Annotated in this window: 22 protein-coding genes; 2 read left to right on the plus strand and 20 right to left on the minus strand. The window is 29.9% G+C overall.

The window, feature by feature from the left end:
- Positions 1–3: 3 nt before the first annotated feature.
- From KDK92_RS02925 to KDK92_RS02980, 12 genes are all read right to left on the minus strand, one after another.
- A complete protein-coding gene (locus KDK92_RS02925; protein WP_250857551.1) occupies positions 4–687 on the minus strand; it encodes a DUF4956 domain-containing protein in 684 nt (227 codons plus the stop codon).
- Between the two features lies 1 nt (position 688).
- Entirely contained in the window at positions 689–1399 is a 711-nt protein-coding gene (locus tag KDK92_RS02930) for a polyphosphate polymerase domain-containing protein (RefSeq protein WP_250857552.1), read from the minus strand.
- A gap of 202 nt (positions 1400–1601) precedes the next feature.
- Positions 1602–2123, minus strand: a complete 522-nt coding sequence (locus KDK92_RS02935) for an MATE family efflux transporter (protein ID WP_250857553.1) — start codon at positions 2121–2123, stop codon at positions 1602–1604.
- 6 nt (positions 2124–2129) lie between these two features.
- Positions 2130–2522: an MATE family efflux transporter gene (locus KDK92_RS02940; RefSeq protein WP_250857554.1), complete on the minus strand. Its 393-nt coding sequence runs from the start codon at positions 2520–2522 to the stop codon at positions 2130–2132.
- Between the two features lie 137 nt (positions 2523–2659).
- The gene (locus tag KDK92_RS02945; protein WP_250857555.1) at positions 2660–3043 is read right to left on the minus strand and encodes a MarR family winged helix-turn-helix transcriptional regulator; all 384 of its coding nucleotides are present in this window, start codon (positions 3041–3043) and stop codon (positions 2660–2662) included.
- Between the two features lie 97 nt (positions 3044–3140).
- Entirely contained in the window at positions 3141–4358 is a 1218-nt protein-coding gene (locus KDK92_RS02950; RefSeq protein WP_250857556.1) for an EAL and HDOD domain-containing protein, read from the minus strand.
- Positions 4359–4581: 223 nt separating this feature from the next.
- A complete protein-coding gene (locus KDK92_RS02955; protein WP_250857557.1) occupies positions 4582–6612 on the minus strand; it encodes a methyl-accepting chemotaxis protein in 2031 nt (676 codons plus the stop codon).
- Between the two features lie 563 nt (positions 6613–7175).
- On the minus strand, positions 7176–7820 hold the full coding sequence (locus tag KDK92_RS02960; RefSeq protein WP_250857558.1) for a TetR/AcrR family transcriptional regulator: 645 nt from the start codon (positions 7818–7820) through the stop codon (positions 7176–7178).
- Positions 7821–7896: 76 nt separating this feature from the next.
- Positions 7897–9252, minus strand: a complete 1356-nt coding sequence (locus tag KDK92_RS02965; protein ID WP_250857559.1) for an MATE family efflux transporter — start codon at positions 9250–9252, stop codon at positions 7897–7899.
- A 226-nt stretch (positions 9253–9478) separates the two neighbouring features.
- On the minus strand, positions 9479–10270 hold the full coding sequence (locus KDK92_RS02970; RefSeq protein ID WP_250857560.1) for an ABC transporter permease: 792 nt from the start codon (positions 10268–10270) through the stop codon (positions 9479–9481).
- On the minus strand, positions 10260–11057 hold the full coding sequence (locus KDK92_RS02975) for an ABC transporter permease (RefSeq protein ID WP_250857561.1): 798 nt from the start codon (positions 11055–11057) through the stop codon (positions 10260–10262). The genes KDK92_RS02970 and KDK92_RS02975 overlap by 11 nt, the downstream gene beginning before the upstream one ends.
- On the minus strand, positions 11041–12045 hold the full coding sequence (locus KDK92_RS02980) for an ABC transporter ATP-binding protein (RefSeq protein WP_250857562.1): 1005 nt from the start codon (positions 12043–12045) through the stop codon (positions 11041–11043). Before KDK92_RS02980 ends, KDK92_RS02975 begins: the two co-directional genes overlap by 17 nt.
- Before the next feature lie 677 nt (positions 12046–12722).
- Here KDK92_RS02980 and KDK92_RS02985 point away from each other — a divergent pair.
- A complete protein-coding gene (locus KDK92_RS02985) occupies positions 12723–12905 on the plus strand; it encodes an alpha/beta-type small acid-soluble spore protein (protein ID WP_250857563.1) in 183 nt (60 codons plus the stop codon).
- A 170-nt stretch (positions 12906–13075) separates the two neighbouring features.
- Here the strand turns inward: KDK92_RS02985 and KDK92_RS02990 are convergent, their stop codons facing one another.
- The 3 genes from KDK92_RS02990 to KDK92_RS03000 form a co-directional block, all read right to left on the minus strand.
- The gene (locus KDK92_RS02990) at positions 13076–13699 is read right to left on the minus strand and encodes a HutD/Ves family protein (RefSeq protein ID WP_250857564.1); all 624 of its coding nucleotides are present in this window, start codon (positions 13697–13699) and stop codon (positions 13076–13078) included.
- 40 nt (positions 13700–13739) lie between these two features.
- Positions 13740–14945 (minus strand): hypothetical protein, encoded by a 1206-nt coding sequence (locus tag KDK92_RS02995; RefSeq protein ID WP_250857565.1) that lies wholly within the window; start codon positions 14943–14945, stop codon positions 13740–13742.
- A 157-nt stretch (positions 14946–15102) separates the two neighbouring features.
- On the minus strand, positions 15103–16086 hold the full coding sequence (locus KDK92_RS03000) for a glycoside hydrolase family 18 protein (protein ID WP_250857566.1): 984 nt from the start codon (positions 16084–16086) through the stop codon (positions 15103–15105).
- A gap of 226 nt (positions 16087–16312) precedes the next feature.
- Between KDK92_RS03000 and KDK92_RS03005 the strand changes: the two genes are divergently transcribed.
- Positions 16313–16465, plus strand: a complete 153-nt coding sequence (locus KDK92_RS03005) for a hypothetical protein (protein WP_250857567.1) — start codon at positions 16313–16315, stop codon at positions 16463–16465.
- 63 nt (positions 16466–16528) lie between these two features.
- Here KDK92_RS03005 and KDK92_RS03010 read toward each other — a convergent pair whose 3' ends face one another.
- Genes KDK92_RS03010 through KDK92_RS03030 form a run of 5 tightly spaced genes read right to left on the minus strand, consistent with a single transcriptional unit; the run spans position 16529 to position 19392 of the window.
- Positions 16529–16963 carry a DUF134 domain-containing protein gene (locus tag KDK92_RS03010; RefSeq protein ID WP_250857568.1) on the minus strand — a complete coding sequence of 145 codons (435 nt, stop codon included), beginning with the start codon at positions 16961–16963 and terminating at the stop codon, positions 16529–16531.
- A complete protein-coding gene (locus KDK92_RS03015; RefSeq protein WP_250857569.1) occupies positions 16963–17319 on the minus strand; it encodes a NifB/NifX family molybdenum-iron cluster-binding protein in 357 nt (118 codons plus the stop codon). Before KDK92_RS03015 ends, KDK92_RS03010 begins: the two co-directional genes overlap by 1 nt.
- Complete coding sequence (locus KDK92_RS03020) at positions 17316–18182, minus strand: ATP-binding protein (protein ID WP_250857570.1); 867 nt, start codon at positions 18180–18182, stop codon at positions 17316–17318. Before KDK92_RS03020 ends, KDK92_RS03015 begins: the two co-directional genes overlap by 4 nt.
- Entirely contained in the window at positions 18173–19003 is an 831-nt protein-coding gene (locus KDK92_RS03025) for a nucleotide-binding protein (protein ID WP_250857571.1), read from the minus strand. Before KDK92_RS03025 ends, KDK92_RS03020 begins: the two co-directional genes overlap by 10 nt.
- Positions 19003–19392: a NifB/NifX family molybdenum-iron cluster-binding protein gene (locus KDK92_RS03030; RefSeq protein WP_250857572.1), complete on the minus strand. Its 390-nt coding sequence runs from the start codon at positions 19390–19392 to the stop codon at positions 19003–19005. The genes KDK92_RS03025 and KDK92_RS03030 overlap by 1 nt, the downstream gene beginning before the upstream one ends.
- Positions 19393–19416: the final 24 nt, after the last annotated feature.

Here is a 19416-nt window from a genome sequence, read left to right on the forward strand (position 1 = left end):
TTGTTATGATGTGTAATCACCATTATAACTAACTAACATTGCATTTGATACGCCTATTTCTTTTGTAATTTTATTAACAAAAGAAGCGTTTTCTTTGATTAATCTAAGCTCCAAGGTTAATTCTCCTTGGTCCTTATGGAATGATTTTGACTTAATTTTGCATTTTTTAGCTTCAGATTGTATAGACTCTAAAAGCTTGTTCTCATCTGCTGAATTATCATAATTTAATACAAGTAAATATGCATTATCATTATAGTCAAACTTATTCATGGCTATTAGTATCACTGCAATTATTGCTGATCCGATAATTCCCAATAAGAACAATCCTGCCCCACTTACAATTCCAACTGATATAGCCCAAAACATATACACTAAATCCATTGAATCTTTCACTGCAGTTCTGAATCTGACAATACTCAAAGCACCTACCATACCTAGCGATAACACTACATTAGATGAAATTGCTAGTATAACAACACAAGTTACTAAAGAAATTAATAATAGTGACACATTGAAACTTTTAGTGTACAAAACCCCATTATACGTTTTCTTATATATAAAAAATATAAATAATCCTAAAACAAAAGTTATTCCTAATGATAAAACAATTGTTGAAATACTTAACTGACTAAAGTTTTCAGTAAAGCTATTTTTGAATACATCCATAAAAGTAATTTTTTCTCCCATACTAATCGTCCTCCCACATATTTGTTTTTGTGTATTTTCTACAAATTACATATTTTGAATTTGATAAAGCTTCTCTATTTCCTAAAGAAAGAATATCTCTAATATGAGATGGTAGATATTCATCATACTTTAACTCCATCACTATGATATTATTCTCTAAAGCACTAACTAGCGGTAATTCAGAATTTAATAACGCGATAGCATTTACCCCTGTTTTTAACCTTTTATCAAAAGTTATTCTCACATTTCCAGCTTTATATGTGTATGCTTCTCTGTCATAGTCAACTATTACTTTTGGTGCTAGATTTGAAGCTTTTACATGACCATAGAATTCTTTAAGAACAGGTTGTGATTGTTTATTTATGAAGCTATAGTCTTTCAATAAAATTTTCTCAAATTCCTCCTTTGAAATGCTAGTCCACTGTTTTGCAACAAGATGTCCATGCTTAATCTTTTTTTCCAACTTTATTACATCTGATTTATTATTATAAATTCTTATTCTAAATTTATGTCTATCTTTAACTCCTAAAAGCTTTTCAAATAGTGCTGTATTTTTCAAATCATCAAAATACAAACTTCTTATATTATAATCACAACCATTAATAGCATTCTTATCTAAACTCATAAATTTGTTTAATTTATTTTTCAAAGAAATATAATCCATCGTATTAATGTGATATTTGTATTCATGTCTGAACTTTTGATTTTTCATCAGTGTGTCACCTCCTTACACTTATAATTTTAGTTTTCTAATGTCACAGTTTTGTCACAGTTTTTATACAGTTTGTAACTTTTAATTCCATAAAAAAAAGCTATGAGTTTTTACTCATAACCATTCATTTTACTTTTAGAAATAATTGTTGCAATGCTGTTTATCTATTTTCTATATTTGTTCTCCAACTCTTCATCCAACACTATTTGCCAAGCTCCTTTATTGGATAGATTTCACTTGATTGAACCCTTGGAGCTTCTTTATTAAAATATCGAATTATTAATACACCTGCTAATACTGCAGATAACAACTCAGCAATGATGTAAGAATAGTATACACCTTTCATTCCTATTATATTTGGAAGAATAAGTAGCATTAGTAATAAAAATGTAAGTTGTCTCGATAGGTTTAATACTATGCTTTCTTTAACTTTGGATACCCCTTGAAACAAAGTCACGCCCATAATTGTTATAGGGATAAATATCATTCCTATAAGCATAGTATATAAACCTTCCTTGGTTACAACTAATAAGTCTTCCCTTGCTCCAAATAAATTAATTATATTATCACCGAATAAATATGCTGATACTGATGCAATTACCACGTAAAGCAAAGAATATAAAAGTGAAATCTTTATAGCTCCTTTAACTCTATCTAGCTTATTTGCTCCAAAGTTCACTGAAACAATAGGCTGTAATCCCTCTGCAAACCCACCTACGGGCATATATACCTACATAATTATTTTATTAATAATACTAAAAGCAGATAAATAAATACTTCCACCTACCAGTAGAATAATACTATTAAGTATTATTAAAACTATCGCTTCAACTATCTCTCTAAAGAATACACCTGAACCTACTGAAAAAATTTCTTTTGCATACTTAAACTCTATTTTTTTTAAAGATAGTGTAAATTTATTGTTTTTTCTATAATAAATCAAGATGTACAATGCAGCTAAAAATTGTGCTAATAACGTTGCAATTCCTGCACCAAACATCCCAAGAGGAAAAACATACATAAATATTACATCAATTAAGTTATAGGCTATATCTAATACTTGTCCTAATATCGCAGGTATAGCTAATGTTAATATGAGTTTACTTATAGGTTCTTTTATCAATTTAAATTCTTATTCCATTTTTTCTCCTTCCATTACATATCACATGATATGTTTTTGTTTAAATTAAAGACTTGCTTTCACAAGTCATCATACTTAAAGTTTATTGGCAATTTCTAATACCTTGTCGATTGCTTCTTTCAATGTAATAATTCTTTTTCACCATATAGTTCCATTTTTTCTATAATTTCTTGATGAATTCTTTCATTATTCTCATTAATAATTCCTTTACCTTTTTTACTTAATGTTAAGTCATATACACGTCTATCATCCATATATTCTTTTTTATCAATTAAGCCTTTAAGAACTAATTTATTAACACTTCTGCTACAATTGGATTGGGAAATACCAAGATGTTCAGCAAGTTCTGTAACTGTAATCACAGTTTCATGATCTATAACATCTAAAATCATAAAATAAGAGGATGGTATATCTCTTATTTTCACTTCCTGATCAATATTAAATTTATCTCTTAATAAGCCTACCATATTAAAACAGTTCTTAATAAAAATATCTTTATCCATAATAACCACCTTTACATATCAACTGATATACGTTATTGCATATCAGTTGATATGTATTGTCAAGAATTATTTTGAGTATTGAAGATCATACAATAACTCATATTTTAGAAATATCAAAATCATTAACCCAAGTTAAAGCTTCTATGTATATTTCTGATACATTAACATTGGTCACACCCAATGCCAGTGCATAAATATCAAACTTAGTCCAATCTCCACACTGATAACAGTTCAACATTTCATGCATTATTCCAAGTATATTATTTTCTCCATTCAATGCTTTTTGAATTTCTTCATTTACAGATATTCCTGAAAGTATTTCGTCTATTGGTCTATTTAAAATAACATCCAAACTTGAAAGTAATTCCATTAAGAATACTTCTGAAGATATATCTTTAAGTTCAATATTATTTGCTAATAGCTCGCCAAACCTAGCCCTTACCACTGTACTCATTAATAATGCTTCGTGATTTTCTTCAGCCGCTTGCTTAAAAACTAATAAGGTTATCCATTTTCTTACCTCGTCTATTCCTAACATCATTATAGCCTGTTTAATAGAAATTATTTCACATCTCAAACCATAATATGAAGAATTAACTAACTTTAGTAATTTATATGACATTGATAAATCCCTCTTTATAATATCTTCAATAGCATTCAAGTCAAAAATATCATCATAAATTTTCTGCATTAGAGTTATATTAATCTTATTGTTATTTGGTATATCATGCTCAGAAATAATTTCAGGCTTACTGAAAAAATATCCTTGGAAGTACTCATAACCATATTCAACAGCTTCTTCAAAATCTTCTCTGCTCTCAACTTTTTCTGCTAAAAAGCTAATATTATAACTTTTTAGTTTATCAACTATTCTTTTCCTTTCAATACCCTTTGTCTGAATAAAATCTACCTTTATTATATCTGCAATAATAGCCATAGATAAGTACTTTGAATCATACACAAAGTCATCTAGAACGATTGTATATCCCATTTTTTTAAGTTTCCTGCATACTGTTAGAACTTCATCAGTAGGTTCAATATTCTCCAATATCTCAACAGCTAAATACTCTTTTGGAAGCAGCATTGCCGTTTCATTCATTAGTAGCTCTTTTGTGAAATTTATAAAAGCCTTTTTTCCATCAGTTATTTTTTCAATCCCTATTGAAAGAAAGGTATTTGATATTACATCATATGTAGCCTGATTTCCATCTACAGCTTGGTAATAATTTTCTTTATTTGACCTAAATAACATTTCATAAAAAATCACATTCTTATTCTTATCTAATATAGGTTGTCTTGCAATATATTTGTCCATATTTACTCTCCATTCGCAAATTTAAAATATATAAATTCCACTAACTTTAATCTATTTTTATCTAGCAATTTAATTCCAGCTATATTTCTATGACATTGACCTAATTTAAATTCAAACTCCCTTTATAAAATCAGAATAGGATTCATATCCTAGAACCCTATTTTGATTTTTAATGTTTAATTATAATTGAACTGAATTAGTTTTACCTAATCATAGATTTAACTTAAATTTTAAACTTGTCTATATTTTTTTCAAGTTCTTCAGCTGTTTGACTCAACTTTTCCGCTGAACCTCTCACGTCTTCTATAGCGCATAACTGCTGTTCCATCGAAGCGTTTACTTCCTCTGATGCTGCCGCTGTCTCTTGCGATATAGCAGATATATTCTGTACAGCCATCAATATTTCATCTTTATCTCCATTAAGTTTGTTAATAAACTCATTTATTCCAACAATATTATCTGTTATGGCTCTTATTGATTGGTTAATTCCATTAAACGAATCATTAACCACCATTACAGCTTGATTCTGATTATTCGATATATTCTTAACCTCTTCCATCACTTTAACAGTATTTCCACTTTCTATTTGTATATCATTAACAATGTCATTAATTTCTTTTGCTGCATCATTAGATCCTTCTGCTAATTTTCTAATTTCTTCAGCTACTACAGCAAATCCACGTCCAGCATCACCAGCCCTAGCCGCTTCGATGGATGCATTTAAAGCTAGAAGATTTGTTTGTTCTGCTATAGATGTTATAGTTTCAATTATATTATTTATGTTTTTAGTTTTACTGTCTAATCCTTTTATAACTTTCTCAATTTTAATTATGGAGTTACTGTTTTCAATATTCTTATTCATAAGATTCTCAATGACAATAATACTCTTCTCATTTATCTCACCTATCTCATCAGTAGATCTGATCATAGTATTTGATGTTGTTGATAATTCCTCTAATTTATCTGCAAACTCCGTTGCCAGTATTTTAGCATTCTCAGCTTGTCCAGCTTGTTCTGATGCCCCTTTAGCAATTTCTTCAACAGCATTAGTTACAGCTTCAGCAGATGCATTTGTCTCCTCCGTTGTAGATGCTAACACCTCAGAAGCTTCACTAACCTCTCCTGAAGCTATTCTTATTTTTTTAATAAGTCCTGAAACTTGTTCTGCCATATTATTAAATTGTTTAGCCATACTTCCTATCTCATTTTTAACAGATATATTGCTTCTCTTAGAAAAGTCTCCTTCACCGAGAATAGTAAGATCTTTTGAAAGTCTATTTATTGGTTTTACAAGAGAATGAGCAAATAACCATCCTACTATAACAGCTGCAATTAAGCCTATAAAGCCATAAAAAAACGCACCCTTCCCTAATGCTTTAATCTCATCATCAATTTCATCAAAAGTCATAGAAGCTAGTACATTCCATCCCAATTTTTCAATTGTTACGTATGCTGAGAATTTCTCATCTATTTTATTCTCGCTATTAGTAAACTCATATACTACAATATCCTCATCTTTATTTCCTATAGCTTCTATTATTTCAGGAACAGGTGCCTTTTTATCAAGAAGGTCTGTATCTTTATGGGTTAAAACCTTTCCATCGTCATATAATAAAAACACATATCCATATTCACCAATCTTTATATTATTAATATTATTAGACAAAGTATCCATTGGTATATCAACTCCGAATACACCAACCAACTCATTTGTATTACTTGTGTATACTGATCTACTTGCAGTTAATATTTTTTTTCCTGTGACACTATCCTCATAAGGACCAGTCCATGCAACTTCTCCATTTTTTTCTATAGCCTTTTTATACCATTCTTTTTCCAAAGGATTATATCCTTGCATCTTAACATATGGTTCTAGATAAAAGACCCCTTCTGTAGTTGCAAAATAAACATTCATAACATCTTCTCTTGATTTATGAACTGATTCGAGATTTTTTCTCACAAACTTCTCATTAGAAGGATCTATAACTATTCCCTGGATAGTTATATCCATACTCATCTGATCAAGGATTTCATCGTATCCCTTAATATAATATTCAATTGATCGTTTCACTTCTTTTACAATCTGCATCGATGATGTTTTGGATATATCATATAAAACTTTTTTAGCTCTTATATGATTTCCAATACTTGTACCAGTGGTTAATAATGCCATAACTGAAATAAATACAGCTATTATTTTTAATTTAATACTGAAAATCTTTCCCTTATCTTTAGCATTTTTTACTTTACTCACAGAAATTCCCCTTTCTAATTTTCCTTTTAATAATGATTACATTTCTTAAATCTCCTAACATATTAGTAATAAATATATCTACTATTTTTAATCTCCAAAGTTATACTGCAGATTTATTTTACTTTTTTACAATATTCAAAAATATTTATAAATTCTTTCTCTTTAATTGAGTTTTATCTACTTTACATTGGCTATTTGATATTATTAATTTCAAAATTTTTGAAGCAAAATCCATCATATATTTAATACATTCAAATCAACAAGCTATTGTCATAATAAATCAAAATATGAAATATATTGACTTTGTTTCATATTAAATCTAAGTTTATTCTTGGTTTACTTTGATAATATTAACTATTTTCATAGTATATACGTTTTTTTTGGACATGTCAAAGAAAAATGCAAGAAAACGACTAAACATCCCACATTTTTTGACATTAAGTAATAAATACAAAAATATATCTTTAATTTTGAAATATTTATAGCCTAATAAAAAGTAGCATAATTATATTATTTAAATAATATAATTATGCTACTTACAAATATATAGAATTTATTATAATTTAGTTTATAGAATATTGAACACCAAATTTTTTAATAAATTTTTCTTTTTTAATTAAAGTTTCTTCTGATATTATTTTAATTTTTTCATCACTAATATTTATAGAACCAAAAGTAACTTTAATTATTATTGAAACTAATTCATCGTAATTAATTTCTGAGTTTTCTTTTAAATTGCTTACTACTAAAGTTGATTGCACACCCACTGCAACAAGAGAAGCAACTCTTAAATTTTCTTCTTTATAATCAATATTAAATAAATTAAACATTGATTTACTTATTTCAATAATCGTATCCACAGTAGTTGATTTTATTCTATAATTATTAAGTACTGCAATATATAATTTTTTAAAATTATCATTGTTTTTAATATATTCAAAAAAAATCCTACCAAATAGTGCTGAGACATTATATGGATCCCGTTCACCAGTATTTTCCATCACAAATTTTGTCAATCTATACATTTTTATTTTTACTATTTCAACTAAAATGTCTTCTTTTTTTTTGAAATAATAATATAAAAGACCATGTTTTATATTACTAGCTTCTGCTATTTGTCTAGTAGTAGTATTTTCATATCCTTCTTCAATAAATAGCTTATATGATGTATTAAAAATTTTCTCTCTTACCATATCGCTTTTTTTCATTTATAAATAGTCACTTCCCTTAAATTTCATCACTCGCAATATTAAAAATAATGTTACTAATACTATAATACAATTATTATACTCTTACTTCTACCCATTTCTTACTTCTAAAACGCAAGAATATAACTACCGAGAAAATAATGAAGGAGAATATTTCCGCATACCAAACAGATGTAATCCCCATGTTTCTCTTTAATATAAACAAATATGAAAGTGGTACGAATATTACCCACAGCCTTAATGATGTATACATCATAACTGATTTTGTATCCCCAGCTCCTCTTAATGCTCCAGACATCACAATCATAAAATTAAGACCAGGTTGATTTAATGCGAGAAACAGCATAGCAGTTGCTCCTATTGCCACCACAGATGCATCTGAGGAAAAGGCCTTCAGAATCAAGCTTGGGATAGCTATAAATACAATCCCCATTAAAATCCCCCAGATAACTCCAAGTGCTGAAGAAATATATCCAGTTTCAGAAGCTTTGTGAATATCTTTTTCCCCTAGTGCTTTACCAACAAGTGTTGCCGTTGCAATGGATATACCCACAGCTGGCATATAGGATAATGATTCAATTTGAATTAGAATTCTGAATGCTGCTTCTGATGATGTATCTAATTGTGAGATAATCACTCCCAAGACAACAAAGGACATTTGCATTAATGCCTGTTCGAATGCGCCTGGCATACTTATACGCCACAAAGGTCCAACTATTTTTTTATTAATAAAGAATTCAAATTTCAATTTAATTGAGCTGTCTTTTATATATAATATATAAATATATAAAAGTACTGCAATCACTCTAGATAAAGATGTTGAAAGTGCTGCACCTGCTATTCCCATCTCAGGGAAAGGACCTATCCCTTTAATCAATAGGTAGTTACCAATTATATTCAAACCATTGGCAATCCCAGTAATCTTCATAGGTGTTTTGGTATCTCCAGATCCCCTTAAAATAGCTGCATAAGAAAAACTTAAGAACATGGGAACCATACCAATAGTGATTATATTAAAATATGTTATAGTATTTCTTAAAACCTCATCAGAGATTGAATAAATACCAAAAATGCTGTTTCTGAAAATGTATACTGAAATAGATATTATAATACCAATAATCAGATTTAATACAACATTCTGCTCTGCAACCTTCTTTAGCTTGCTATAATCCTTTTCACCAAATGCTCTTGATATCATAGCTACAGCTCCAGTATTAAAGGATGAAAAGATAAATATCAGTGCAAATACGATTTGATTGGCAAACCCTACTGCTGATAATGCTTCTTTTCCTATAAATTGACTTATCATAATTGTATCTGCAACACCAAGCATTGTATTCAATGCCATTTCAAGAATAGCAGGCAGTGATATTGTTAAAATCGACAAAATTAATAATTTTTTGCTTTTCAATAACGTTAAGAAATTCTCCACTTTTGTACCTCCGTAAGTTTATCCTTTGTATTATCAACCTTTCCATGATTTAATACTTATATGAAATTTAATCATAACTTGTACCAATTGTATTATTATTTAGAATTAATTAGGTATTCGCTAATACTAGATTCTCCCACACTTTTTGATGTGCCTGTAATAATTATATACTTCATGGTCTCAGTTCTTATTTCGATTATAGAAATATTATAGCACAGAATTATTTTTAAAGTTTATTTATAATCAAGTTACCTGATTCGTATTTCTTTAAGCCTTTATAAAACATGGTATAAGCTATAAATATCCAAACCAATGCTACTGCGATTACACTCAAGAACAATAAAGGGTTAAACTCCCTTATTACCTTAGCAGGAATATATGCTGTGAAAGCTGCTGGAATTAAAGTATAAAGTATAATTTTAAGTCCCCCCTCAAATATCCCTTCTGGATATATTCCAAAACTAACTAAAAATTCTGAGGTAAGCTGAGCCACTCCCTCTAGATTACCAGCATAAAAACTAAGCGCATGAACTGTCACTAATACAGAAGAGAATATTAAAGCTCCCGTAATACAAAATAGTAAAAATAATAGGAAAGCCTTAATATCAAAGCCTTTAACAATGAAAAATAAAATAATCCCATATAAAGTATCTCCCCATGCTGATACTATGGTTTTTGAACAAATAATATTTATAAGAGGATCCTTAGGTTGTAATAAATAAGTATCCAATTCTCCGTTTAATATCATCCTTGTAATTCTATTAATATTTCCAAAGACTACATAGGCAAAACCGAAACTTGTAGAACAAAGCGCCCATAGCATCATAACATCTACAAAACCATATCCACCAATGGTATTTACATTATTAAATAGTATCCACCAGAAGAATATAAAGGCAGTATTGTTTAGTATCATACCAAAGCTTTGTATAAGAAAGCTTACCCTATATTCCATCACTGATGATATATTAAATTTAAAATAATAAAGCATTAGCTTTAAACTTTTTTTAACCTCCATTAACATTTAAGTTCCTTGTCCCCTTTCTATATAAAATCATAGCTGTAATGAAAAATACTATAAGATATAAAATCTGAATACTAAATTGTTTATAAAAATTTACATATGAAAAATCTACTGCAAGCCTTGCTGGAACATAAGTTACATAGGCAAAAGGTAAATATTGTGCTAAACTCTTTAACCAATGTGGAAAAAGTTCTATAGGCATTAACATTCCACCTAATGTAAATACTAATTTAGAATAAATCCAAAAGAAGGCATTGTTTTCCTCAAACCAAAAGGAAGTTAATGCTAGAATCATATAGATAAAAAAGTGTATAAAACATCCTACTATTATAGATAAAATTATAAATGGCAGATGAACAAAATTGAAATTATCTAATGTCCCTACATAAACGAGTCCTATAGTTATACCGATTATTCCATTTGTTAAAAGCTTAATACCAACTTCCCCTAAGAAATATGAAAAACAGTAAATAACATAGTTATATGGTTTATTTAATAAGTACGCTATATTACCGCTCTTAACATCCTCATTAACCTGCACGTGAATATTCGTTCTTGAAAGAGTTACTAGTTCTGTAACTACCAAATACCAGATCATTGCATTTAAGCTTAGACCTCCAATGGTGTCTCCTTTTGAACTATATATGTTTTTCCAAAGCATTAAGTATACAAACATTATGAATACGAAGAATATATTTTTACTTAGAAAATTCCAAAAGTACACTAAGCTGTTTGACATAGTTATCTTAGTTACTTCACTATATTTACGAATGCGTTGCATAAATACCCCCCTCCTTCTTCTGCCTATAAATATGAGAAATTATCTCCTCCATTGGTGCTTCTGAAATTGTTATATCCTTAACCTTTCCATATTTTATTAAGGTAGTTATAACCTCTTCTATATCTTGTTTTGATGTATCAACCTCAACCTGTACTGCATTTCCTTTACTCTTAATTATATTTATTGAAGAGTTATCTATTTCAACTCTGTCCTTATACTTAATATGAATGAGTTTTTTATTTAGGTAATCATATTTAAGTTTTTTAATTTTTTCATTTAATACCACTTCACCATGATTTATGATTATTGCTCTTTTACATAACTGCTCAATATCCCCTGCATCATGAGAGGTTAAGAATATAGTTGTATTCTCTTCCTTGTTTAGCTTCAAAATAAGCTCTCTAATTTTCTGCTTAACAACCACGTCTAAACCTATAGTTGGCTCATCTAAAAATATGATTTCAGGTTCATGTAAAATAGATGCTGCTATTTCACAACGTATTCTCTGGCCTAAGGATAGCTTTCTAACAGGTATGTCCATTAAATCTCCTATCTCAAAAACTTCTTTTAACATCTCTATTCTCTTTTTTAACTTTGCTGTGTCCATCTCATATATGTTTCCAAGTAAATTAAAGCTATCTAATGGCGGTAGATGAAACCACAGCTGCGATTTTTGACCAAATACTGTTCCAATTTTATAAGACAATTCTTTTCTTTGTTTACATGGATTCATTCCCAAAACTTCAATCTCTCCTGAAGTTGGATAAAGTATTCCCGTCATCATTTTTATTGTTGTTGACTTCCCTGCTCCATTTGGACCTATAAAAGCTAATATTTCACCTTTCTCAACCTCAAATGAAATATCCTTTACAGCTTCAACCTCCCTATATGAAGGTGTGAAAATTGACTTTACACTTCCACTTAGCCCTGGTTCTTTTGTTTTCACTTTAAATGTTTTGCATAAATTGCTTACCTTAATTGTGCTCATACGTCCTCCCCCTTTGTTTCAATACCCCAATTTTAAGAATATCTATATAAAAATAAAGCCTAAAGAACAAATCCCTTTGTGAGACTCGTCCTTCGGGCTTTTTCCCCAAAAGTGTAGATAAAAATCCTGTATCGCTCGGACCAGACATGTTTCCATCGGAACCCTAGATACACTCTCATGTTGAAGTTTATTATACCTAAAATGTAATTAAAAGTAAATATATTCTTGTATTTTTTAACCTTATTTTTTTCTGCTTTATTATAATTACAATAACATAACAAAAACCCTTGTAGTACATAAATCATGTACTACAAGGGTTTTTCCATAATCATTTAGCATGTTCCTAAGCCATAGGCATATTCAAATAAATAACTAGTCAATATGCTAGTCTATTTTGCATAATACTTCTTCCTCAGAACCCACTGATAGAGCAACTATCAGTAGAACCTAACTCGTCGTCACATGCAAAATATCCGTCGCATCTTTGACTTGTTATTTATTTTCATACGCCTTATTGCAATTGATCTTCTTTTATTGAATATCTTTTTCTTTTTGGAAGAATTCCTATGAAATTCTAACCATTTATCCCGCTAATCTACCATTATAATATTCTCATATTAGTACAAACTACTAATACAAAGCTTTATTCAAACTACATAAAAAAGGAGAGATATTAAATGGCTAAAAATTTAGTACCTGAAGCAAGAGATGGATTAGCACAATTAAAAATGGAAACTGCTAGTGAACTTGGAGTAAACCTTAAACAGGGTTACAATGGCGATTTAACTTCAGCTCAAGCAGGCTCAATTGGTGGAGAAATGGTTAAAAAAATGGTACAGCAATACGAACAAAATCTATAATCTCTATATGGGGGTATAGATATATAGAGCATGTGACTTAGGTTGCATGCCTTTATTATTTTAACACTAATTCCTAAATTTATACTAAGTACACCCATAAATTTCTTATTATTTTTCATAAACTTGTACCACTATAATATTTGCAATATTACATGTACTCATCAAATCTTCTAATAATATACTGCTGCCTTAATAATTTTAACTTCCTTTTCTATGTTATTAGAAAATTTAAATGTTAATGGATTATCCTTTGCACTTCTTGTAACTGAAATCAAATCCCCTTGAAATAGATTTATTGTTTCATTAATTTCAGTTAAGATTTCTATTTCTCCATCTACACAATAAAAAACTTCAGTTATGTCGGTGGTATCGTGCCTTCCATCATTGGTAAAAGTAATATTCTTTGATTCCCCATTATTTAATGAAATATGTTCTAAACTTCCCTTACACCCTTTTCCCATCATTAGATTAAAGTCTGTAACTTTTCCAAAACTTCTAGTTTCATATTCACCACTAAAGGAATCCTGCTGAAAAGGTTTCAAGTTAGCTTTATGATGGCCTTTATGTTTAAGCTTCAATTCCCCTTCAATTATCATAATTATTCTCCAAATCCCAGGTAAATTTGTAAAGGTTGATTCCTCTACATCAACTTTTGCAGAACTTAACCTCCATTTGAAGTTACGCTCACTATATAGCGAATCCTGTGGGTGTATCATAAGTTGAGTTGTTGTCCCTCCAGACCATTCACTTGTTTTAAAATCTTTTTTTCTTATAACGTTGATACCATAACTCATGTCATTACCTCCAATCAATATTTTAATAAATTTGGAAATATTACCTTTCTTTTGACATTAGCACTTCTAATTGCCTATCAATCCCCTTTTCAACCTTTGTATACACTCTTGGTGAAAAGAAGTTTCCATATATAATCTTTTTGTAGAGATCTCTTGAAATATATCTTTTATTTTTAATTACCGCACCAAACTTTAACAATTGGATGCTTTCAGTAATAACTTCTTTTAATGCAATTCTATATTCTCCATCTTCTAGAAAGATTTCTTTTAAAAAATAATCAATAAAGTTAGTATATTTTTTAACCAAACTATCCAGCTTTCCGAACTTAGTTTGAATATTCATGATTGTATAGTGTTTCTTGGCAAAATCTTCTTTAATGTCTTGAAAATCATCTGCTAATTGAAGAACAACACCATATGCAAATGCAAATAATTGATCAGCTTCATTTAAATGACCACATACTAAATAGGCGTCTGCCAACACCGATGCTCCACCTTTGTAAATACTAATACCCATAATATCCTCATTATAAACACCACTAAGCCCATGTTGTCTTATACTCATAGTCTGACCATCTTGTATTGCAATCAATGCTTCATATACTTCTAGATATTCTTCACGTGGATAATCCTTTTCAATCAAATCAATCATATAAAATATTCTTTTTTCTTGTTCTGATTTTCCAACCCCTTTACCGCTCTTAATTTTATCCCTAAAACGTTTATTAAACTCAATTTTATACTCTTTTGAAAGGTTTTTATCATCTAAAAAATTGTCAGTCAAAGGATATAACATACTATAGGCAAACATAGCATCAGTTAATTTTACATCTTTGTTTAAATACAGTTGCATACTATTGATTGTCCAAATATTCCTTAAAGCTTGGAAAACACTTTCGGAAGTGATATTCTTATCAAAGTCTTTTGCTCTTTCAACAAACTCTCGACTACATTGAATATACTGTTCTCTTATAACTTGATTAACAGACTGTCTATTAATATCTAATGTTTCTACCATAAAGGACTGAACTTTATTGAGTGTCTCAGTAGAATCCTCCGATGTACTGTCCCCATCATTAAATCGCTCCATTTGGTTTGCTAAAAAGTTTTTCATTTCAATTAAGGCTTCATCTTTTTCCTTATGATATCTACATGGAAATGTATCATAATCATCTTCTAATGCCCACCAAATATCTTCAATTTTATATTTCAATTCTGCAAATTTCAATGAATTATACCGACTCATAATATCACCTCAAATCAATTACTTCATCTCTATTATATCATCCATTAATGTATATTTTTTCTTTTAAAGTATATTTTATTTATGTATTAGTTTGATTTTATTAAAAAAAAACAATATGAGAAAATCCCATATTGGATAAACAAACATTAGTGTGATTTTATTTTCCTCTTCTTACATCTCCTAATGGGAATAGAGAATCATCATAATTAGGGAATCCTAATTCTTTAGCAATTTCTCTAGCCATCATTAAATTATCTGGGAATTCTGGTGATGGATTTACTGTACTTCTTTGAAGACTCCAAAGCATCATTCCGCCAGCTGAAGTATTATTTATATATTGAGCAACTCTATCAATTTCCTTAAGTGTCCATACATGAGCTCCCCAATTCTCTGGGGGTACCATTGCCCCCATTGCAACAGCCCCTTGGAAATAATATTTATATGCTTCTACTGACTCAATAGGGTCATATAAATCGCCAGCATTATACCCCATAATATTGATAAGGTCTAATTTATTTCCTGCTCTTTTAATTACTTGTAACATCATCCCAGTTGTGGGTAGTTTTTTAGGTTCAGCATCTTTCCATTTTCCTTCACCATAAGCTCCTACTGACCATGGAGTAGCCGCAAGAATATATGGTCTAGGAAGTTTATCTCTTAACCTTTCAATAATAGAAACATATTGATTATCACTAGTACAGTGAATTATTCCATCACTATCAGGTTTACATCCAAATCCAGTTAAAGGTTCATAATCTATATCTACTCCATCTAAATTAAAATCTCTAACAAATCTCACAATATCATCTAAATTAAGATTACTCCAGTTTGTATACATTGCACCACCTATAGACAGAATGACTTTTGTTTCAGGGTTTCTTTCTTTTAGATAAACTATAGCTTCTTTCAAAACTGTACCTTCATACCTAAATCCTAACCCACTTGTTAGAAAATTCAAATCTCCATTGTAAATCATGTCTGGTTTAGCAAATGCTAAAATCACTACATTAACATAAGAAGGTAGATTTCCTAAGTCTGTTCCTTCTCCAGTAAGACTCCATCTATCTGACCATGATTCAAAATAACCTACAAATTTATTTTTATACCTAGTTGGAAATTGCCTTTTTATATTTATTTTCATATAATTCACAGAGTACATCTAACTCCTTATTCAGCATTTTATTAAAATATCACTATGGAATCTCTATACATTCTCTTTCATAATATTAAGTCTATCTAACTTTTGTTACTATATTTCGACATTGCATCTTTACACCTTGTCCTAAATCTGCATCCAACGGGTGGACTTAAAGAGCTTGGAACATCCCCCCAATATTATCTTTCCTTAGACACAACAGCATCAGGATATGGCATTGGATATGTTAAGTTCTTCTCAAAGATATATTGAAGAAGCTACATACTTAAGTTTTTTCCCTGGATTATGCATACTTTTAACTGTACTTAGCTTTAATATATTTGGAGATATATTACGTCAAACAATTGAACCAAAGGAAAAATAATTATAAACATATAAAAGCCAAGATAGACAGGATTTCTAATTCCTTTACTATCTTGGCTTAACTCTATCTATCGCACCATTTTTGACAAACTTTATTCTTTTTACTGCATATCACCTCATGAGATCCACAAACTGGACATGTATACCTTTGTTGTTTATAGGAAATATCATATACCTTTCCACAACTTGAACACTTAAACTTACATGATTTAGTTGTGTAATGTCCTCCAGTAATATTTACAGCTTTGCCTTGTGTCAGAGCAACTGCTACTTTTTTTCTTGCACTATCAATTATATTTTGAAATGTTTGCCTTGAGACTTCCATTTTTAAGGCACATTCTTCTTGATTCAATCCTTCGATGTCCTTTAATCTCATTGCTTCAAGTTCTTCAATCATTAACATAATTTCATCAATTTCACATTTTTTCTTCCCATAAGGCATAAAATATGTATCCTCTGGGAAGAACTCTACTTTTCTACATTTTGTAGGTCTGGGCATTATTCATTACAATGTCCTTCATGTTGGTGTTCTGTACAAATACTTCCTGTAGATTTTAATTCTCCATTTAAATATTTTTTAATAACTTCATCACAGTCACCTTGAGCTCCAACTACTACCTTAATGTTATTCTCAGTAAATAATTCTTGAGCTCTTGCTCCCATTCCTCCTGCTGTGATTACATTTACATTTAAGCCTTTTAAAAATTCTGGAAGGAATCCTGGTTTGTGCCCTGGATTTGCTACGAATTCTTTGTTATTAATCTCATTGTTATTAACCTCATATACAGTAAACCCTTCACAATGTCCAAAGTGTCCACTTACTAATTTTCCATCACATGCTAATGCTATTTTCATAAAATAATCCTCCTAAAATTTATTGTTTTATTTATATTTTTCCACATTGCTCTAATTGCTTTATTTGCAGAGCTTTCCTTATAATAAATTATTGGTTTAAGTTCATTTATAGATTTCATAACTGTATCATCATAAGGTATTTTACCTACAACTTTAATATTATTTTTACTGCATAAATCTTCAATTTCTTTTGATATCTCTTGATTGATATCATATTTATTTATGCAAACCAATATCGTTACACCAAAGTGCATACAAAGCTCAGCTACTCTTGTAAAATCCTGAAGTCCGGATTTTGTAGGTTCTGTAACTATTAAAGCCCCATCACTGCCAGTAACTGAAGATATAACTGCACAACCTATCCCTGGTGAACCATCACTAATTATTAAGGTATTCTCTTTAGCATATTTTTTACCCTTTTTACGAAGCTCGGTGATAAGCTTACCTGAACCATCACTTCCAATTTCCATTTGTGCTCTTGAAATAATCCCCTTATCCGTTTGAGTAATAAAAATATCTGCACCTTTTTGCTCTTCAAGCTTTATAGCTTTCTGTGGACATATTAATGTGCAAGTACCACACCCTTCACAGTGAAAAGAACTTATTTTATTGTCTTTAATAGCATCAAATCTACAGTACTCTTCACATTTTCCACAATCAATACATAAACTTTTATCAATAACAGCTACTTTGTTCCCATAAAAATTTTCTTTCTCTATATTTTTCCCTTCGTAAAACAAGTAAAGATTAGGTGCATCTACGTCACAGTCAATTTTTACTACATTATCAGCAAGTTCTGCTATTGCTGTTGCAATTGTAGTCTTTCCTGTGCCACCTTTTCCGCTTAGAACTACTAGTTCCACATAAGCACCTCCTCTACTTTATCCTTAATTTCATTAAAGACTTCATTATACTCTGGAAGCTCTATTAATAATTTTCCCTTTGAATATGATTCTGCAGCCTCTTTCTTATATGGCACCTTACCTAATACAGGTATATTTTCTTCTCTGCAGTACTCTGTAATATTATTTTCAGCTTCAATGCACTTGTTTATAATAACTCCAAAAGGAATATTAAACATTCTTACAAGCTTTACAGCCATATCTAAATCATGAAGCCCAAATTTAGTAGGTTCAGTAACAAGTACTGCTGAATTAAGCTTTTCCATAGAATGTACAACATTACATGATGTACCTGGGGCGCAATCTATTATATTAATTCCTTCCTTTGCACTATTTAATAACTCTTTTATTATAGGTACAGCCATAGGTTCTCCTATGTTTAATAGACCTCTTTTACAAATCAAACCTTTATGTTTACCTTCTTCAATTACACCTATAGTTCTTTTCTTGTAAGTAATTGCATTACTTTCACAAGCTACCTCACAAGCACCACAACCGTGGCATAATTTATTGAATAAAACTATATCTTCCTTTACCATTGCTAGAGCATTAAATTGGCATACTTTTACACATCTACCGCAATTGATACATTTATTATCATCAATAAAAGGATATTCTACCTTTACCTCTTTACTCTTTATATTCTCTGGATTTAGAAATATAAATCCATTAGGTTCTTCTACATCACAATCAAAATAATTAGCATTCATGACTAAAGCAAGGTTTGTAGAAATAGTAGTCTTTCCAGTACCGCCTTTACCACTTAAAACTCCAATGTTCATTATCTTCCTCCTCTAAAACCATGACCATTTCCCATACCTTGGTGAGCACGTCCTGCTTGAGTAATTTCAACTAATTCCGATTGTTTATATTTATCTAGGGCTTCTTTTACTGAAATAACTGAAGTTTTAAATAATTTTATTTCTGTTTTTTCAAAAATATTATAAGCATTTGGCCCTACATTTCCAGTAATAATACCTTCAACATCTTCATCAATAACCTGCTGAGCAGCTGCTATACCAGCTCCCCCTCCTGAAATACTCCCCTGATTTTCAATATACTTAACTTCTCCAGATTCTAAATCATAAATATGAAAATAACTACATCTTCCAAATCTTAAATCTACTAAAGCTTCTGAATTATTACCTGATGATGATATTGCAATTTTCATTAACGATCCCACCTTATTATTCAT

The sequence above is a fragment of the Oceanirhabdus seepicola genome, from assembly GCF_023684385.1.
In the GTDB taxonomy this organism is placed as follows: Bacteria; Bacillota; Clostridia; order Clostridiales; family Clostridiaceae; genus Oceanirhabdus; species Oceanirhabdus seepicola.

Excerpts from the sequence above, each read along its gene's own strand:
- KDK92_RS03010 (WP_250857568.1), bottom strand. The coding sequence starts at position 16,963 with ATGCCCAGACCTACAAAATGTAGAAAAGTAGAGTTCTTCCCAGAGGAT.
- KDK92_RS02990 (WP_250857564.1), bottom strand. The coding sequence starts at position 13,699 with ATGAGTTATGGTATCAACGTTATAAGAAAAAAAGATTTTAAAACAAGT.
- KDK92_RS02960 (WP_250857558.1), bottom strand. The coding sequence starts at position 7,820 with ATGAAAAAAAGCGATATGGTAAGAGAGAAAATTTTTAATACATCATAT.
- KDK92_RS02970 (WP_250857560.1), bottom strand. The coding sequence starts at position 10,270 with ATGGAGGTTAAAAAAAGTTTAAAGCTAATGCTTTATTATTTTAAATTT.
- KDK92_RS02950 (WP_250857556.1), bottom strand. The coding sequence starts at position 4,358 with ATGGACAAATATATTGCAAGACAACCTATATTAGATAAGAATAAGAAT.
- KDK92_RS03030 (WP_250857572.1), bottom strand. The coding sequence starts at position 19,392 with ATGAAAATTGCAATATCATCATCAGGTAATAATTCAGAAGCTTTAGTA.
- KDK92_RS03015 (WP_250857569.1), bottom strand. The coding sequence starts at position 17,319 with ATGAAAATAGCATTAGCATGTGATGGAAAATTAGTAAGTGGACACTTT.
- KDK92_RS03005 (WP_250857567.1), top strand. The coding sequence starts at position 16,313 with ATGGCATTGGATATGTTAAGTTCTTCTCAAAGATATATTGAAGAAGCT.
- KDK92_RS02945 (WP_250857555.1), bottom strand. The coding sequence starts at position 3,043 with ATGGATAAAGATATTTTTATTAAGAACTGTTTTAATATGGTAGGCTTA.
- KDK92_RS03000 (WP_250857566.1), bottom strand. The coding sequence starts at position 16,086 with ATGAAAATAAATATAAAAAGGCAATTTCCAACTAGGTATAAAAATAAA.
- KDK92_RS03025 (WP_250857571.1), bottom strand. The coding sequence starts at position 19,003 with ATGAACATTGGAGTTTTAAGTGGTAAAGGCGGTACTGGAAAGACTACT.
- KDK92_RS02980 (WP_250857562.1), bottom strand. The coding sequence starts at position 12,045 with ATGAGCACAATTAAGGTAAGCAATTTATGCAAAACATTTAAAGTGAAA.
- KDK92_RS02995 (WP_250857565.1), bottom strand. The coding sequence starts at position 14,945 with ATGAGTCGGTATAATTCATTGAAATTTGCAGAATTGAAATATAAAATT.
- KDK92_RS02975 (WP_250857561.1), bottom strand. The coding sequence starts at position 11,057 with ATGCAACGCATTCGTAAATATAGTGAAGTAACTAAGATAACTATGTCA.
- KDK92_RS02935 (WP_250857553.1), bottom strand. The coding sequence starts at position 2,123 with ATGCCCGTAGGTGGGTTTGCAGAGGGATTACAGCCTATTGTTTCAGTG.
- KDK92_RS02985 (WP_250857563.1), top strand. The coding sequence starts at position 12,723 with ATGGCTAAAAATTTAGTACCTGAAGCAAGAGATGGATTAGCACAATTA.
- KDK92_RS02930 (WP_250857552.1), bottom strand. The coding sequence starts at position 1,399 with ATGAAAAATCAAAAGTTCAGACATGAATACAAATATCACATTAATACG.
- KDK92_RS02925 (WP_250857551.1), bottom strand. The coding sequence starts at position 687 with ATGGGAGAAAAAATTACTTTTATGGATGTATTCAAAAATAGCTTTACT.